Here is an 18,175-nt window from a genome sequence, read left to right on the forward strand (position 1 = left end):
GAATTTACACTTGTATTTATGTTTCATAAATGACTAAATATCACACTTAAGTTTCATTTTAATGAAACATAGGTTGGCCGCTATGAAGTTCTGATGCGGGCCATTAATAGCAGGGTAGGCAGGGTATGGTAACAAAAACCTTAGGGCAGCTTAGCGATGTCGATTTACGGCTGCTGCGGGTGTTTAGAGTGGTGGCCGAAAGCGGTGGTATCTCAGCTGCCGAGGTGGAGTTGAATATAGGCCGCTCTACTATCAGCCGTCACTTAAAGGACTTAGAGATACGCCTGGGGGTGGTGTTGTGCCGCCGTGGCCGCAGTGGTTTTGCGCTCACCGAGGAGGGCCAGCTGATTTATAAAGCCTCGCTGCGCTTGCTGGCCGCCATGGATGAGTTTAGGGGGGAGGTCAATGATGTGCACCAGCAGATGACCGGCAACATAGGCATAGCCCTGTTTGATAAAACGGTGACTAACCCTCAGGCGGCGATTAGCACGGCGCTGCGTCTGTTTGAGCAAGCGGCTCCTAAGGTGGTTTTAGAGCTGTTTGTAGAGCCGCTGAATGAAATTGAGCGCGGCATCTTAGATGGCCGCTTTCAGGTGGGGGTGGTGCCCTTTCAGCGCAGCGCCAGCGGCATCCATTACGAGCCGCTGTTTAAAGAGCAGATGTACCTCTACTGTGGCCGCCAGCATAGTTTTTGGGATGAAGAGCTTGTTACAGAGTCACAAATCTTGGCGGCTAAATACGCAGGGCTGGGTTATATGTCACCCAATATGCAAATAGGGCAGCAACTCAATATGCAGCGCTCCGCTACCGGCTATGACCAAGAGGCCATAGCCACGCTGATACTATCGGGTTGTTATTTAGGTTATTTACCCGATCACTATGCCAAGCAGTTTGTTGAGCGGGGGCTGATGAAAAGCGTGGGTGAGAATACCTTTCAATATCTCTGTGAGTTTTCGGCGGCGTATAGACTCTCGCCTAAACCCTCGCGGGTGGTGGATACCTTTATACAGTGCCTGAGGCAGGCCCATCAATTGGTTTAGCTTTACTCTGGCCGGTGCGTTTAGCTATGGCTTTATAGTGCTGCACCGGTGCAGCTGATACACTAGCTTGTTTTTGCAAATGCCAGATTGTGTGGCTGTTGTGGTCTACGCTGTAAATACATTAACGCAATGGGTAGTTGTATGCGTTTCCCCTTAATATTGCTATTACTGCTGAGTCATTTTAGCGTTGCTCAACCCGTTAGCATTCGTGCTGATGAATGGTTTCCTATGAATGGCAAACCCGGTGCTGAATTGCCGGGCTATATGATAGAGCTAGCCCAACGCGCTTTTGGCAGCATTGATTATAAATTGATGCCTTGGTCTAGGGCGCTTGAAGAAGTGCGCAGTGGCAGGGTGGACTGTGTTGTCGGTGCTGATGTTAGAGATGTCCCCGGCTTTGTATTACCCCATGAAAATTGGGGGACTACACAAATCGGTATTTATAGGCTTAAGGAAGAGAGCTGGTCTTATCAGGGGTTTGAGTCTCTTTTGAGTCAAAAGGTAGGTGTAGTTAAGGACTATACCTACGGTGAGCCTATGGATAGCCAAATACCTATGTACCCTAAGGTTTTTAAAATCGCGGCGGGTGAAGACGGCCTAAGCAGAAATATTAAGCAACTCATGTCCAAGCGGCTTGATGCTTTTATAGCGAGCACCGCGGTTGCTAATACCCTTATCAAGCAAATGGGTTTAGAAGATAGAATCAGCAATATAGCCGTACTTGGGCGACCCTTAGTGATGTATATTGCTTGCTCACCCGCTAATGAACGTTCGTTTCAACTCATTGATCAAGTGGATCAAGCCACGCGCCGTTTGCGTGCTAGTGGTGAGTTAGAGCTTATTCTCAATAAATATGGTTTGAGTGATTGGCAGCAATAAAACTAGGCCGTCAATTTTAAGTGTCTTTTAAAAGGCTGGTGGCCATTAAGCCTTTTAGCTCCAGCATCATAGCTTGGTTGACTTGTATAAGCCCACGCTTGGGTCTATCGAGGTCGATAATAATAAAAACAATCATGGCAATTAAAAAGGCAATCAATACCGTGGGTATTGCTAAGCGCTTATTACTGAGCCCGCTGGAGTAACCCATAATCCCTAGCGATGCGATAAACACTATAAACAAGAGTAGTAATACCACTTCCGGCACATGCATCTGCAGCAGCGCGTTGCGTTTACTTTGAGCATCAAACATGGCATTTAAAGCGTTGATATAAGCGCCCGTGGTGGTCGGCCTAGGGTCGGTACTGGCGGCTAAAGTCGCCAGCTCCCATAGTTCATACTGTAGCGTTGTTAGCTGTTCATTGTATTGAGCTCTGGTTTCAGTTTGGCTGAGATCGGTTTTGCCTTGAGCTATGCGTAGGTCTATATATTGATCCAGTGTGTGGTAGGTATCGCTACGGTAGGATGAAGCCAGTAAATGCACTCTTAAAACGGTGGTGCCTATGGCATTGGCTTCATCAATCAAGGCTAGGTTACGGTTATCAAAGCGTTGCATAGCCATGCTAAAAGTAAAGCCCAGCAATAATGCTAATAAACCTAATATACTGGCTTGCACCGAACCGGTGAGTGACTTGAGTTCAGCATTGGTGCGGTGCTGTACGTAGCGGCCTATGCGAAACGAGACTTCATTAAATAAAATAATCAGCGCAAATAGCACTAAGGTAATTACAATGCTGTTGTGGTTATACAGAAATTCTTGTTGGTCCATAGTGCTAAGGCCTTATTATGGGCAATAATTTAATGACTGTTAGATTAGTCTGAAGCCAGAGCTTACACCAGCACCGAGTATGAGTAAGGTGTTAATACTAGCGATGCAATGACATAGTTTTTAGTTAAATGGTTGTAGCCAGTGTAAAAAAACCACTACTATGGCAGCTCTGTTTTATTAAGCGTTGATATCACTCTTATGCGCCGTTATTTGCCCTCTCTTATTGCTTTACAGTGTTTTGAAGCCGCCGCTCGTCACCTCAGCTTTACCAAGGCGGGGGAGGAGTTGTACCTCACCCAAAGTGCGGTGAGCCGGCAAATTAAAAACTTAGAAGCGTTTTTGGGTTGCACTTTATTTCAGCGGGTTAAGCAGCGGGTGCAACTAACCCCAACTGGTGAGACCTATGCCAAAGGGGTGCGCGCCTTATTAGATCAGGCCGAAGTGCTGACCCGCGAGGTGAGTGCTGGCCAGGCCAGTGTGATTAAACTGGCGGCTGAGCCAGCGGTGGCCAGCCGTTGGTTAATCCCGCGGTTAACGCAATTTAAATCAGCCTACCCCGATATTGCCATAGAAGTGGTCACCGATATGGAAAAAATTTACGGTGAGGCTCATAGCTACGATTTGGCCATACTCTATGGCGCGGGGCGATGGCAGGGCTTACAGGCACGCTTTTTAATGGCCGATGAATTGGTCGCGGTGGCGGCGCCTGCCGTGTTGGGTAAGCAAAAAGCAGTGGCAGCTTATGCCGATATCACGCAGTTTCCGTTACTGCACCACACGGCGCAAATGTCGGCTAGTGACGAGTGGTTACTGCGTGCGGGTTACAGTGTTGAGGCTGTTAAAGCTTTGCCGGGGCAGCGCTTTGAGCATTTTCATTTATTGTCACAGGCGGCCTTGCAGGGTTTGGGGGTGGCGATACTGCCTCGTTACTTTGCCAAAGAAGAGTTGGAAAATGGCCGCTTAGTGTATGCCTGCGAGCAAAGCCTGCTCTCGCAAGAAGGGTATTATGTGGTAGTGCCCAAGGAAAAATCAGAGCTGGTGACCATCAGCCGGGTGGCGGATTGGTTTGTGGCGCAGGGCAGTAGCCCCGCACCTAATAGCTAAGGTTTAGGCCACCTGATTAACGGGGGTCAGTGCCGTTTGTTGGTTTAATACCGCTACTACATTATTCGCTACAGTTTGCGACATGGCGGTGTAGGCCTCGTCTTCAAAGTTGGCCAAGTGCGCGGTGAGGGCAATATTGTCGTAGCAAATATTATTGACCTCATCGGTGTAAACATCTAAACCCGCACCGTGTAACTCGCCATTATTTAAACGTTTTACCAGTGCAGCCTCATCGACTATGCCATCTCTGGCGGCGTTAATAAAAACGGCATTGCCTTTTACCAAGGCAATTTTCTCGGCACTGACTAAATTTTTGGTGGCTGCCATTAAGGGGATGTTGACGCAAATAAAATCACTGCGTTGTAACAGCTCATCTAACTCTACTCTTTGTGCGCCCCATTCCTGGTCGGCTTGGCTATTGTTAATGGCATCGTAGTAAAGAATCTGATTATCAAAACCTTTGTGCATCATCTTGGCTACCCGCGCACCTATGCGTCCTAGACCGACTATACCGCAGGTTTTATTGCGTATCGCCACACTGGTGGGGTTGAGAAAAGAGGGGTTAAGCTCTTGGCCAGAGCTTATGCGCTGATGGTGCAAGGTGGGTATGCGGCGCGCGACTGAAACTAATAGCGCGACGGTAGCTTCAGCGGTGGCATCAAAGGCCTGTTCCACCGGGGTGTTGGTAACAATAATGCCTTTAGCGGTGGCAGCCTCTAAATCGATATTAGAAAAACCTATGCCCATATTGGCGATGATTTTTAAACGCGGCGAGGCGGCTGCAAAAAATTCGGCATCTATATTGTCCTCGGTGTGAGTCAATATGGCGTCAGCTACGGCGGCCTGTTGCAGCAGTAAGTTGCGGGGGCAAACTTGGTCTTTTTCATACATGCTAAAGCTAATACCGGCATCGGCCAGTGTTTGCTTAACCATGTCAGTTTTATACGTTACGCGGGTTAAAAACGCTTTCATAGTAGGGCTCCGTTATACGCATTGTTTATGCGGCGCAGTAATAAGGGCGCAGTACTTGGCTGCGCCCCATTTTTTTAAGTTTGGGAACAGGGTTATAGAAAATCTTTTTCCATCACTTCAATAATGGTGGGGATGTTTTGCTGCTGTGCTTGCTGTAGGTGGCCAATCAAACTCTCTAAGTTTTCCGCGCGGTAAGCGGGGCAGCCGTAACCTTGGGCGATAGTGAGAAAGTCAGGGGTGTAAATATCACAGGCTATGGGTTGCATGCCCGCCTCTTCAAAGTTTTGGGCAATCATTTCGTAGCGTTGGTTGTTCCAAATAACTACCGCTACCGGGATCTCCGCTTCCACCGCGCTGGCTAATTCATTAATGGTAAATTGCAAACCACCGTCACCGATTAAACACACTACCGGTAACTCGGGTTTTGCTAATTTGGCACCAAAGGCGGCGGGCAGGGCGTGGCCTAAAGTACCGTAACCAGTGGCAGCAGAGGCAAAACTGCGAGGCTGCGGCGCGTCATACTGGGCGCCGGCAAAATAGGCGGGTTGGGTGGAATCACCTATCACTACGGCCTTGGGCAGTGCTTGCTGCAGGCTATCTAAAAAGCGCTGGTAACCGGGATGGTCCAGTGCTTTGAGTTGTGTACGTAAGGTGGCGGTGCGATCAGCTCCTTGCCTATGGGCGGGGTTAATCAGCGGCAATAGCGCCGCGCTGGCCAAGGCGGCATCAGCTTGTATGGCTATCTCGGGGCGGGCGTTGCGGCTAAGTTGAGCGGCCTCTATATCTATGCGTATTAACTTGGCTTGGCCCAAGCTAAATTGGCCATTAAAGAAAAAGTCGTAATCAGTTTCGGCCAGCTCTGTACCTATGGCCAAAATTACATCGGCGGCTTGGTAGAGATCGCGTATAGGCTGGTAAGAGGGGCTGCTACCCACATGCAGAGGATGGTCGGCGGGCAGTATGCCTTTGGCGTTGTGAGTGGTGGTTACCGGCGCGTCTATTTTAGTGGCCAGCTCGCGTATTAATTCTGCGGCATCGGCGGCACCGCCGCCCAGCGCGATGACCGGATTTTGCGCTTGATTTAATAAGTCGGCGGCTTGTTGTAATTGCACAGGCGAGGCAGCGGGGCGGCTGGGTAGTGGCCATAGCTCCATATCAACATGGTCGGCATTGGCGGTGATAACATCCAGCGGCATAGAGATATGCACGGGGCCGGGGCGCTCGCTATTAAAAATGGCAAAGGCGCGGGCGATAACCTTGGGCAGCTCATCGGGGCGGGCCAAGGTGTGGCTCCATACACTGCACTCGGCCATGGCGGCCTGCAGGTTGCGAGTTTCGTGTAAGCGGCCTTCGCCTAAGCCTTTTTCCCAGCTATTGTTATCGGCGGAGATTACCAGCATGGGGATGGAGTCTTGCTTGGCCTGGCCCATGGCCGTACCTATGTTATAGCCGCCGGGGCCGGACACGGTAATACATACTGCGGGCTTGCCGGTGACGCGGGCGTAACCATCAGCCATAAATCCTGCGCCTTGTTCGTGGCGTGGGCTAACATGACGTATAGGGGTTTGTGGCAGACCACGGTATAGCTCTATGGTGTGGGTGCCGGGGATGCCAAAGGCGGTGTCTATGCCATAGGCCGATATCAGTTTTATAAGTTGTTCGCCGCAGGTAGCCATGTTGAAACCTCAGTTGATGAGTGGATTTGCGGCCATAGTAGAAATTTTGTGGGGCCTGCGAAAACGACTTATTTCTATTAGGTCATTCCGTAAACTCATTAACTATAGGGTTGGAAAAATGGAGGCAGAAAAATAGGGCCAGAAAAAATAGCGCGACAAAAAAGAATCCCTAAACAGCGGCTTAGTATTACCAAAACTGAGGGCTTGAACGTCTTAGTAGGTAGAACGTTATGTTGGAGCAATTGTGAAGCGAAAACAGCCCGAGCCATGGGCAGGCAAAACCGCCCGGCCCGAGACTCAACACAGTGATAGCGAGGCTGAACAACAGCTAGAGGTATCCACCCTATTTAGTGAGCACAATGAAGCATTGGTGCGCTATTTGTCTGTGCGCCTTAGTAACTCACAAGAGGCAGCAGAGGTCGCGCAAGAGGCTTATATACGCCTGCTTAGCTTAGATAAGCCCGACACCGTGAGTTATCTGCGGGCCTTTTTGTATAAAACCGCGGATAATATCGCCATAGATCGCTTGCGCAGACGCCAGCGCACCGAAGCGATATTTGATAGCGACGAGTCTGAAGGCGAAAGCCGCAGCGAAGTACAAAACCCCGAGCGACAGCTAAGTGCTAAGCAGTCCATAGCGCAATTGCGCAGCTATGTGGCTGAGCTGCCACCCAAATGCCAAAAAGCGTTTGTTATGTATAAATTTCAGGAGTGCGAGTACGCAGAGATAGCCGAGGCCATGGGCCTAAGCGAAAATATGATTCGTAAATATGTGCTGCGAGCGTTAGCGCATCTGAAAGAGCGGATGGCACAATGAGGTGCCAGCCAAAAAATCTAATAGTGCCAGCTGGCCCATCCAACAGGTCGATAGGGTAAGAGTGTAGTGAGGTTATGAATACAGATTTGAGCGTGTCTAAGGGAGCGGCGACACGAGTCGAAACCGAAGCCAACGAGTGGTTCTTGCGTATACGCGAGGGCGGCTTAAGCTCGCAGGAGCACAATGCCTGGAGCCGTTGGATGACTAAAGATGCAGCCCATGAGCAAGCCTTCCAAGAGGTAGAGCAATTGTGGGCAGAACTTAGCGATTTGGCAGACATTGGCTTGCCAACAGAGGCCGAATTGGCTGCCGATGATTATCAGGGTGATATGCCCATTAGCCAGTGGTTGCAGCAGCAATCCGATGAGCAGCCAGCCATTCAGCAGCAGGGCCGAGAAACGCGCAGCCTGAGCTTGTGGCAGCAGCTGCTTAACGGCTCCCCCCTGCAATATGCCATGTCAGCGGCGGCCAGTGTGTTATTGCTAGGCTTTATTGTGCTGATGAACCTGGGGCAAAACACGGGCAAAGTGCCCAGTGTTGAGAGCTTTCAAACCGGCCATGGCCAGCACAAGCAAGTGGCCCTAGCTGATGGCAGTGTGATAGAGCTGGGGGCGGAGTCCATCTTAACCGTAAGCTATCAAGCCGACAGCCGCGACGTTAATTTGGTGAGTGGTGAGGCCTACTTTAAAGTTGCCAGTGATAAAACTCGCCCCTTTACCGTGCAAACCGGCAGTGGTTTTGTGCAGGTAGTGGGCACGGCTTTTAATATCGACAGGGATGATAGCAGCAGCACCATCACTGTGTTGGAAGGCCATGTTCGGGTAGCCAGCCAGCGCCAGGCTTTGGTCGATAGCTTAGCCCGCAAGCAAGCAGTAGGTCAGCATGTTGCCGAGCTATTAGCGGGTGATCAATTGGTAGTAGACGGTAATGGGGTCTTGGGCCAGGTGCAAAAAGTCGATGCCAGTGCCAGTATTTCTTGGCGCGAAGGGCTGTTGGTATTCGTGAAGCAGCCCATGGGTGATGTGATTAGTGAGCTTAACCGCTACAGCAAACAGCGCATTATTTTGGCTAACGCCTCTATCAGCAACATTGACTTTACCGGCACTGTCGACAAAACTCGCATAGCCGAATGGTTGGTGGGGCTGGAAAAAGCCTACCCTATACGGGTGTCTATTATTGATGAAAAAACCGTACTGCTGTTTGATAAAACCTTATAACAGCGCCAGCGGTTTATAGCTGGCGCACAAACAACTATTGAGAATAAGCCCCCTAGGGGGCCATAATAATAAAATGCTTAGCTCCCCACTTAGTGCTCCTGGGGTTGCGATACACCTTTTTCGCTGCCGCAGTAAAATTAAAGCCAAGCAAACCACAGGGAATTGTTGCCTGCACTCGATGGCTGTAGTCGAGTCTGTTGCGCATGGATAAAGCCGTTGCTGGTAAGCCCCTAGCAAGTTACGCCTGTGCGTTGCTATGGCTGTGTTGCGCCTTTTTTTCTAGTTCGGTTATGGCTGACGCTTTAGTTAACGCTATCGACACCTCCCCAGCCAAGCCTAAAGCTTCGATAAAATCTTTTAACTTGCCTGCGCAATCACTAGCGACTGCGCTATTAGCTTTTTCCAAGCAGGCCGGTGTGCAGCTAATACTTCCGCAAGCGGCTATGCCTGAGCATAGTACGGTGACTTATGAGGGGGATTACCCGCCGTTGCAGTTGCTGGCGCAGTTGTTAGAGGGTAGTGGCCTAAGCTATGAGCTTAGCGGTGAGCATACGGTGGTGATACAGGCTATCGCCCAGCCCAGTACTGAGCAAATGGCGCAGCCTATAGAAGAGATATTAGTTACCGCCCGCAAACGCCGGCAGCGGCCAGAGCAGGTGAGTGTGGCCCTTAGCGTATTTGATGGCGGCGCTATTACCAACTTGGGTATAGCCAACCCCGAGCGCTTGGCGGCACAAGTACCTTCCATGACGGTTAAAAGCCCCTATGCCACCAGCAATCCCGTATTTACTATACGCGGCATAGGCTATAACAGCTTTACCTCCAATATGAGCAGCACCATAGGCTTTTATGTGGATGACCTTTACCTCAATAGCAGCAGCCTATTAAGTTTTGACCTATACGACATAGAGCGGGTAGAGGTATTGCGCGGGCCACAGGGTACGCTGTTTGGGCGCAATACCTTGGGTGGTGCCATAGGGGTGGTAACACGCAAGCCCAGGCAGACCTTTGATGGCTACCTGCGAGTGGATAAAGGCAACTACCAATACACCGCGCTGCAGGGGGCCGTAGGTGGTGGTTTGACTGAGCAGCTGGCGGGGCGTTTTTCGTTTAATAGCCGCCGCCAGCAGCAGGGCTTTTATGAAAATAGCCTCAATGGCCGCAACCACGGTGAGGTGGATATTAACTCTTGGCGGGCGTCCCTGCTGTGGGCACCCGATGAAAAGCTCAGCGTTTATGCCAAGGTCTACGCCTTAAAAGATCGATCCGAGCAGTGGCATTACGATGTGCTGGGTACCCGTGACCCCAATCAGCCTAGCCAATCGCCACTATTGGGCGAGGTGTACGAGCAGCCCTGCCAAGCTTGGTTGCAGGACGATTTAGCGGGCTTGCAGCAATCCTGCGTCAATATCAAAGGCTATCAAGATACGGATGGTGACCCTTATAAGGGGCGCTTTAGCCTGGACCCCATAGTAGAGTCCGATACCCGTGGTGGCGTGCTGCAGGTGAACTGGCAGCTGCCCTTTGCCGAGCTGCAATCTATCACCGGTTATCAGGACTTTGAAAAGCTATTGGAGGAGGAGTTTGACGCCTCACCGCTGTTGCTGGGCGACAATATACTCAATGATGATATAGGTATTTATTCACAGGAGCTGCGCCTGGTTTCGCAAAGCGATAGCGCCTTTGAGTGGATAGTGGGGGCCATATACAGCGATGAAGATATCGCCGCCTCGGTGCTTACCTCAGGCCGTGATCGCTGGGGCACCGATATACTGGTGGACTACCGGCAAAAAACCATTAACCAAGCGCTGTTTAGTCATGTTGAATGGAGCCTAAACTCGCGCTGGCGGGCGCTGGCGGGGCTGCGTTACAGCCACGATCAAATAGATTTTAAGGGTACTACCCAAAACCTAGACCCATACAATAATGGCACGGTAGAAGTGCTTACCGTGCCGGTAGCGCCGGGGGTGGTAACGGCCACCGACAACAGCATTAGCTACGGCTCTTGGTCGGGTAAGTTGGGTTTGGATTATCAGGCCAGCGACCACTGGCTGTGGTATGGCAATATCAGCCAAGCCTATAAAAGCGGCGGTTTTACCGGTTATTGGGTGATATTGCCAGAAGACGGCGAGCCCTATGATGAAGAGACCCTAACCGCCTATGAGCTAGGCCTTAAATGGCAGTTGCCTGCCTGGCATATGGTGGCCAGTGCAGCCTTGTATTACTACGACTACCGCGACTTACAGCAAGTTTCCTCAACAGCGGCAGGCACGTTTTTAATCTCTAATGCTGGCGATATACGCTCTCGCGGTTTAGAGGGGGAGCTGAACTGGCAGCCCAGTAGCCGAGTCAATATGGTGTTGGGGGCCAGTTATATAGATGCGACCTATTACGATACCCAGAACAGCGAGCTGCAGCAGGCCGATACTCGCGGCGAAGGCCTGCAAGACTTAACCGGCAATGTCCCGGTCAATACCCCGGAATGGGCCATGAATATCGCCCTAGATTATCGGCTGCCCTTGGATCACGGCCTGTCGCTGACCTTCTCTACCGATGCGGCCTACCAAAGCAAGGTTTATTTAGCCTTGGACAATTTAGAGGTTAAAAGCCAAGAGGCCTACTGGATATATAACGGCAGCATAGTGCTGGCGGGGCCAGAGGAGCATTGGCAGCTATCCCTGTGGGGCCGCAATTTAGCCGATAAAACGTATCATACCGAGGCCTTTTCCTCGAAAAGTTCAGGTTTATTAATGCGGGTGGTTGCACCGCCCAGGAGCTATGGTGTGGCCCTGAGTTACCAATGGTAGGTATTTGAAATAATTCATTTTTCTATATTAAACAATAGCAACTGCTTATATTTTTTGCGGCGCTAGTGCAGGCCTTGCCATGGCCATCCATCTTAAAATCTAGACTTTTTTTCATTTTTTTATTCACAAATCGAAAAGCCTGTTCGTCTTAGGGTTAAGTAGCAAGTTTATCTTTGTGAATAATAATGAGGAGATGTTAGCCCATGCTTAAGCAGCAGCAATTCAAGAAAAAAGCGCTCAGTTTATTAATACCTGTAGTGTCTATGTCGGCCCCCAGCCTAGTACAGGCGCAAGGCTCAGTTTTGCAGTTAGAGGAAATGGTTATTACCTCTAGCCGCCGCGACTCTACCGTGATGGATATCCCATCTAACATCAGCGCGGTAGGTGGCGAAGCTTTAGAGAAAGCAGGCATCACTGACTTTTCTAAATTAACTCGTAATATCCCCGGACTTTCTTTTAGCGACACTGGCCCGCGTAACAACGGTATTAGTGGCGGCTTAATTATGCGCGGCATGAACGCGCAAGCGGGCGGCTTTGAAGATTTTTATCGCTCTTCTGACCCAGCGGTTTCTACCTACATAGGTGAAACACCTTTATTCGTAAACTTAAACATGCGCGATATAAACCGCGTAGAAGTGTTGCGTGGCCCACAGGGTACTTTATACGGCTCTGGTTCTTTGGGTGGCACCGTGCGCTACATACAAAACAAGCCCAGCATGGAAGCTTTTGAAGCGCATGTGTCGGCTAAAGTGGCGCAAACTTCAGGTGCCGGTGATATCAATACCGATACCGAGTTTATGATTAACCTGCCTATCTCTGACAACATGGCAGTACGCGCCGTGGGTGCCTATGTGGATAACAGCGGTTTTATCGACGCCAACCGATTAGAGGGCCTAGATGCTAACGGCCAACCTACTGGCGTGTTAAGCAGCAAAAAAGATATTAACGGCAACACCGTTGAATATGCCCGTTTAGGTTTTGTGTGGGATATTAGCGACAGCGTAGGTTTAGAGTTTAACCACCAAATTCAATCCGATGATGTCGATGGCCGCCAAGCCTATTCCGCTAGCGAAGGCGATTTTGTTTCGGGTGTTAAACGCCTAGAGCCTTTTAGCCGCGATGTGCGTATTAGCTCTTTAGATATACAGGCCGATGTGGGTTTTGCCACGGTTTCGTCTTCTAGCTCTTACTATCGCAACGAAGCTGAAAGTACTTACGACCAGAGCTACAACTATGCAGCGCAAGGTTTTTGGGCCTACTACGATGGCGTACCCAGAAACTTTGTTACCGGCGTGAAAGAATTTGAAACCGATGCCTTTGTACAAGAAGTACGTTTAGTGTCTAACACGGAAAGTGATTTTGATTGGGTAGTGGGTGCTTATTACTCTTCCTGGAATGGTTCGGCAGATGCCGCTGATTATATACATGGCATAGATAATTTTTACGCCATTACCAATCCGCAAGCGCCAGACTTGGGTTACACCAATATTCAAAAAGACAACTTTAAAGATAAGGCCGTTTTTGGTGAGTTGACTTACCACGTTACCGAAGCTTGGCAAATGACCTTTGGTGCGCGCTTCTTCGATCAAACCTTTGAAAGTAGCCAGACTATTACCCTACCTCCCTGTGGTGTGTTCTGTGGCGAAGGCCCCACCGGTTTGAGTGGTGGTACCGCTGAGCAAGATTTTGAAGATGAAATCTTTAAATTTAACACCTCTTATGATTTCTCAGAAACCATGATGGTGTTTATGACTTGGGCCGAAGGTTTCCGCCACGGTGGCTCTAACGGTCTACCTATTGATGACCCCAACACCGTAGCCGTAGAGGGTGGTATATTTGCCAACCATGCCAGCCTAATGACTTTTGATGCGGATAAGGCAACTAACCTAGAAGTGGGTTTTAAAGGCCGTTTCTTTGATAATCATTTAGAAATGTCGGGTGCTATATTCACTATAGACTGGGACGACAACCAAGTGCTGCAGCGCGCGCAGGGCGGTTTCCCCATAGTGTATAACTTGGGTGAGTCGAAAACGACTGGCTTAGAGTTAGAGATAAAATCGCACTTTACTGAAAACCTATCGTTGTCATTAGGCTATGCTTATGTAAACGCTGAAACCTCTAAAGATTTCTCAGGTTTACCTGATAGAGCTGGTAACCCCACTTTAATCATAGAGAAGGGCTCTGAGCTGCCTGGTGTTCCCAAAAGCACCTTTACGGCTGCCTTAGACTATTCGTATATGATGGACAACGGGGTGGAGCTGGCTTATCGTTTAGGCGGTTTTTACAAAGACAGCTTTGGTACCGACTTTAACAAAAGCAGTATTTACTATGATGAGGTAGATTCGCAGGTCATTATTGATACCTCACTAGTTGCTTATGTAGATCAGTGGCAGTTTACGCTTTCTGTTGATAACCTGTTCGACTCAGACGACTCGACTTTAGAGTTGGGTAACGCCTTCTACCAGCAGTATGCAGGCCAACCCGATGCCACTGGTCGTAACCAGGCGGGTGATGCCAGCTATGTGGTACGCCCACGTACGGTTGGTGTAGGTGTGAAATACACCTTCTAAACATTGCTAGTATTAATAAACAATAAGGGCTGTAAGGCCCTTATTGTTTATTGAGTCCGTATGAATTTTATTACCAAGTTTTTTACAAACCTGGTTAAGTATAAAAAAGAAAGTGAGTAAGCATGAATGATCAGGTGGTAAATTCTGCACAAAACAGTGAGCACTGGACGCGTGCTAATTTTTTAAAGTTTCTTATCCCCTCGCTATTAGGCGTGGGTTTATTTTTGGTGCCGGTAGAATTTAACGGCAAGATGACCGTATTGCTGGGCATGATGGCCGAGTTGCTAAAAGCTGCTGTGGGCAGCTCTATGGCGCACTTAACCACCTTTGTATTTGTGACTTCCGCGGTATTGTCATTGTTTTACAGCTTGGCTTCTGAGTCATGGACACGCCGAACTCCCGCCTTGGCGGAAATGTTTCAAACTACCCCTATCTGGTTAATCCTGCGGGTTGTGGGTGGTGTTTTCAGTACCATGACCTTATTGCAATATGGCCCAGAGTGGGTGATAGGCAAATCTACCGGCGTAACCGCCTTTGTTGATGTGGCCGGTATTATTTTCTGTTTAATAGGTATAGGTTGCCTGTTGCTTCCTTTGTTAACGGATTACGGCTTTTTAGAGTTTGCCGGCACCATGTTGCGCAAGGTGTTTCAAAAAGTGTTTGGCCTGCCGGGCCGTTCAACTATAGATGCGCTGGCCTCGTGGGTGGGCTCGTCCAGTATTGCGGTGTTGGTGACTATACGGCAATACGAAACCGGTTTTTACTCCATGCGTGAGGCCTCGGTAATCGCTACTAATTTCTCGGTGGTGTCGGTGCCTTTTGTGGTGCTCACCGCGCAAGTGGCGGGTGTGTCGGAATACTTTTTTCAACTCTACGGCGCCATGGTGTTGATAGGCGTAATATGCGCCATAGTCACACCTAAACTGCCACCGCTGTCGCGTATCCCCGATGAGTATTACCCGCCGGTAGGTAAGCAAATCAAAGAAGCTGCCGATGATGGCCGCTCTTTAGGTAGCTGGGCTATAGAGCAGGCATTGGCGCGCGCTTCGAAAGCGCCATCTATTGTTAAAATGCTTAAAAGCGGTTTTCATAGTTTGTTGGATTTATTTTTTACCATGATGCCCGCCGCTATGGCGATAGAGTTTTTGGCCTTGGCAACTTATGAATACACCACTATTTTCCACTTTATCACCACCCCGTTAGTGCCTATTTTAGAATTGTTACAAATCCCTGAGGCACACGCTGCAGCTCCCGGTGTAGTGGTGGGCTTATTGGATCAGTTTGTACCGGCGATTATTGCTGGCGGTATCGATAACCCGATTACCAGTTTTGTATTGGCGGGCTTATCGGTAACTCAGTTAATTTTCTTTGCTGAATCAGCCATTCTGATTATGCGTTCAAAAATTCCCCTAAGCGTACCTCAGCTAATCGCTATTTTTGCTTTGCGTACCACTATAGCGCTGCCTATCTTAACGGTGATTGCGCATATTATGTTTTAACGCTAGCTCGTTTTAGTTGTTATAAAAAAGCCGCTATTTTTTACAAATAGCGGCTTTTTTTGCAAAGAGCGGGGTGATTATTTAGTTACATAATTAAAAGTTAGCACGATACTAGAAGGCTGAGGCGGGTGCTGTCGCGAAATATAAAAGGGCTGGCCGTGGTAGCGGATGAGACAGCGCAGCGCCTTAAGGTTCAGTAGCGGACACGGGCGTCTTTTTAGATAAAGAGGGGAGGGGCCAGACCATGTAGCGATGGCACCCGGCTCAGTCATCGGTGTTAGTGAATCGTAGTCTTGGCTCAAGTCGCTCTCAACAAAAAAAGCTTGTCTGTTTGCATAGTGAGAAGTTCTTAATTCGGCAATGGCACAAGGTCATTGCTCCATGATGGCGGCCTTCCAGGCTGCCTTCACTCCCGCCTGAGCCCGTCTCCCCTGCGGGGAAAACAGCCGGTCTCAGGCGCTCACTCAGCGCTCATCTTTTATATTCCGCAATAACCTTCTGTCATTACCTTTCCATCGTAGTAGATCAAGGTAAATATTTTTTGCCGACAATATTAAAAACTAGCACGATGCGAGAGGGTTGAGGCGGGTGCTGTCGCGAAATATAAGAGGGCTGGCCGTGGTAGCGGATGAGACAGCGTAGCGACTTAAGGCTCAGTAGCGGACACGGGTACCCTGGAGGGGCCAGACCATGTAGCGGCGGCATCCGGCTCGGCACTCGGGATTAGTAACCCGCTGCATTGGCTTAAACTTTTCACAGCAAAACACAAAAATATATAACGCTAATCTCGTGGCATAGTGAGAAGTTTTTAACCCGGCAATGGCACAAGGTCATTGCTCCATGATGGCGGCGCTGTTCTGCAGGTGGCGGGCTACCTTCACTCCCGCCTGAGCCCGCCTCCCCTGCGGGGGTCTCATGCGCTCTCTCAGCGCTCATCTTTAATATTGCGCAATAACCTTCTGCCATTACCTGCCTATCGAGGTGGTATTAGAGTACAGTTTTCTTAACTACAAAATTGGCATTCACACGATGCCAGAGGGCTGGGCCGGGTGCTATCGCGAAAATATAAGAGGGTTGGCCGGCGTAGCGTTTAGCTAAAGGGGGGAGGGGCCAAGTCATGTAGCAGTGGCATCCGGCTCAGCCATCGGGGTAAGGGACCTACAAAGTTCAAACAGTTTACACCAGGCAAAAAAAAGCCCTCAGCTAGCTAAGGGCTTTGTTATCACTGGGCTAGGGCTTATAGCGCCTCTATCACCATGGCGATACCTTGGCCGCCACCTATGCATAAAGTTACTAAGCCGTAGCGGCCTTTGGTGCGTTGCAGTTCATAAATAAGCTTAGTCATTAACACCGCGCCGCTGGCACCTATGGGGTGGCCTAACGCTACCGCACCACCGTTGGGGTTGGTTTTGTCGGCGGGGAAGCCTAGCTCTTTAGCAACACTACAGGCTTGCGCGGCAAAGGCTTCGTTAGACTCAATAACATCTAAGTCGGCCACGCTAAGCTCTGCGCGCTGTAAGGCCAGCTTAACGGCAGGTACAGGGCCTATACCCATAATAGAGGGTTCAACACCGGCTCTGGCATAGCTTACAACGCGGGCCAAAGGCTTGAGGCCTTGGGCTTCGGCGGCAGAGCGCTCCATCATCAGCGTCATAGCGGCGCCATCGTTAATGCCTGAGGCATTGGCGGCGGTGACAGTGCCGTCTTTTTTGAACAGGGTTTTCATAGCGCTAATGCTTTCAGCGGTAGTGCCTTTACGGGGGTGCTCATCGGTATCAAATACGGTTACGCCCTTACGGGTCTTTAGCTCTACCGGTACGATTTGCTCTTTGAAATAGCCTTGCTCTATGGCATTAATGGCGCGAGCGTGGCTGGTTTCGGCCAGTTTGTCTTGCTCTTCGCGGCTAACGTCAAACTTCTCGCTCAAGTTTTCGGCGGTAACCCCCATATGGCCAGTGCCAAAAGGGTCGTGCAGGGCTACAGTCATATCATCTTCTATTTCACTGTTGCCCATGCGCTGGCCCCAGCGGTTGGACTTCATAGAGTAAGTAGCCTTGCTCATAGACTCACAACCGCCTGCGATGGCCGTAGTAACTTCGCCGGTTTGGATTTGTTGGGTAGCATTGACTATCGCTTCTAAGCCGCTGCCGCAAAGGCGGTTAACGGTAACGGCGTGTGAGGCTATATCCAGGCCGCCGTTGATGGCGACTAAGCGTGACATATAGGCATCGCGTGCTTCGCTGCGCAATACACTGCCCACTACGCAGCTTTCAACGGTTTTAGCTTCTATGCCTGCGCGTTTAATCGCTTCGCGCACACAAAGGGCGCCTAATTCAGCAGGGGGTACATCTTTTAAGCTGCCACCATAGCCACCTATAGCGGTACGTACGGCACTTAAAAATACGACTTCACGATTTGCTTGCATGGGGTTACCTTTTTATTCATAACAGCATAGGGCTGTGTTGATGGAATCTGCCGCTCAAATGGCGTGCATATTTTGAACAGCAGTGTAGCAATTTAAAAGACCGGGATTATACCCAATGCAATTACTTATAGCAGAGACCAAACAAACCAACTTGCAAGGCAAAATGCATCAAGTCTTTATCGCTAATGCTTTATCCATTATGGTAGCGTTTGTTTGTCAAGTTACCCACAGAAAGTAGACACCTCACTACAGCCTAATTGAGGTGACTTATGAAGACAAAAGCTCAGAAAAACAAGAACAAATACAACCACTATACCGAGAAGTTTCGTCGGGAAGCCGTGCG

General features: G+C 49.7%; 12 protein-coding genes. 8 read left to right on the forward strand and 4 right to left on the reverse strand.

The window, feature by feature from the left end; genetic code table 11:
• The first annotated feature begins 125 nt into the window (after positions 1 to 125).
• Complete coding sequence (locus tag NO559_RS09290) at positions 126 to 1,040, forward strand: LysR family transcriptional regulator (protein ID WP_258331542.1); 915 nt, start codon at positions 126 to 128, stop codon at positions 1,038 to 1,040.
• A 141-nt stretch (positions 1,041 to 1,181) separates the two neighbouring features.
• Positions 1,182 to 1,919, forward strand: a complete 738-nt coding sequence (locus NO559_RS09295) for an ABC transporter substrate-binding protein (RefSeq protein ID WP_258331543.1) — start codon at positions 1,182 to 1,184, stop codon at positions 1,917 to 1,919.
• A 16-nt stretch (positions 1,920 to 1,935) separates the two neighbouring features.
• Here NO559_RS09295 and NO559_RS09300 read toward each other — a convergent pair whose 3' ends face one another.
• Positions 1,936 to 2,745, reverse strand: a complete 810-nt coding sequence (locus NO559_RS09300; RefSeq protein ID WP_258331544.1) for a hypothetical protein — start codon at positions 2,743 to 2,745, stop codon at positions 1,936 to 1,938.
• Between the two features lie 198 nt (positions 2,746 to 2,943).
• Here NO559_RS09300 and NO559_RS09305 point away from each other — a divergent pair, with 198 nt between their 5' ends.
• Positions 2,944 to 3,849, forward strand: coding sequence for a LysR substrate-binding domain-containing protein (locus NO559_RS09305; RefSeq protein ID WP_258331545.1), 906 nt, complete (start codon positions 2,944 to 2,946; stop codon positions 3,847 to 3,849).
• A gap of 3 nt (positions 3,850 to 3,852) precedes the next feature.
• On the opposite strand, the gene NO559_RS09310 is transcribed toward NO559_RS09305, so the two are convergent.
• Both NO559_RS09310 and NO559_RS09315 read right to left on the reverse strand, forming a co-directional pair.
• The gene (locus tag NO559_RS09310; RefSeq protein ID WP_258331546.1) at positions 3,853 to 4,821 is read right to left on the reverse strand and encodes an NAD(P)-dependent oxidoreductase; all 969 of its coding nucleotides are present in this window, start codon (positions 4,819 to 4,821) and stop codon (positions 3,853 to 3,855) included.
• Positions 4,822 to 4,913: 92 nt separating this feature from the next.
• Positions 4,914 to 6,497 carry a 5-guanidino-2-oxopentanoate decarboxylase gene (locus tag NO559_RS09315; protein ID WP_258331547.1) on the reverse strand — a complete coding sequence of 528 codons (1,584 nt, stop codon included), beginning with the start codon at positions 6,495 to 6,497 and terminating at the stop codon, positions 4,914 to 4,916.
• Between the two features lie 244 nt (positions 6,498 to 6,741).
• On the opposite strand from NO559_RS09315, the gene NO559_RS09320 reads away from it, so the two are divergent.
• The 5 genes from NO559_RS09320 to NO559_RS09340 all read left to right on the forward strand — a co-directional run bounded on the left by NO559_RS09320 (position 6,742) and on the right by NO559_RS09340 (position 15,407).
• The gene (locus tag NO559_RS09320; RefSeq protein WP_258331548.1) at positions 6,742 to 7,314 is read left to right on the forward strand and encodes an RNA polymerase sigma factor; all 573 of its coding nucleotides are present in this window, start codon (positions 6,742 to 6,744) and stop codon (positions 7,312 to 7,314) included.
• A gap of 74 nt (positions 7,315 to 7,388) precedes the next feature.
• Entirely contained in the window at positions 7,389 to 8,531 is a 1,143-nt protein-coding gene (locus tag NO559_RS09325; protein ID WP_258331549.1) for a FecR domain-containing protein, read from the forward strand.
• A gap of 203 nt (positions 8,532 to 8,734) precedes the next feature.
• Positions 8,735 to 11,338: a TonB-dependent receptor gene (locus NO559_RS09330; protein ID WP_258331550.1), complete on the forward strand. Its 2,604-nt coding sequence runs from the start codon at positions 8,735 to 8,737 to the stop codon at positions 11,336 to 11,338.
• Positions 11,339 to 11,541: 203 nt separating this feature from the next.
• Positions 11,542 to 13,908 (forward strand): TonB-dependent receptor, encoded by a 2,367-nt coding sequence (locus NO559_RS09335; protein WP_258331551.1) that lies wholly within the window; start codon positions 11,542 to 11,544, stop codon positions 13,906 to 13,908.
• 122 nt (positions 13,909 to 14,030) lie between these two features.
• A complete protein-coding gene (locus NO559_RS09340; RefSeq protein WP_258331552.1) occupies positions 14,031 to 15,407 on the forward strand; it encodes a YjiH family protein in 1,377 nt (458 codons plus the stop codon).
• Positions 15,408 to 16,644: 1,237 nt separating this feature from the next.
• Here the strand turns inward: NO559_RS09340 and bktB are convergent.
• A complete protein-coding gene (bktB, locus tag NO559_RS09345; protein WP_258331553.1) occupies positions 16,645 to 17,832 on the reverse strand; it encodes a beta-ketothiolase BktB in 1,188 nt (395 codons plus the stop codon).
• Positions 17,833 to 18,175: the final 343 nt, after the last annotated feature.

This window comes from Dasania sp. GY-MA-18 (genome assembly GCF_024734385.1).
Lineage (GTDB): Bacteria > Pseudomonadota > Gammaproteobacteria > Pseudomonadales > Dasaniaceae > Dasania > Dasania phycosphaerae.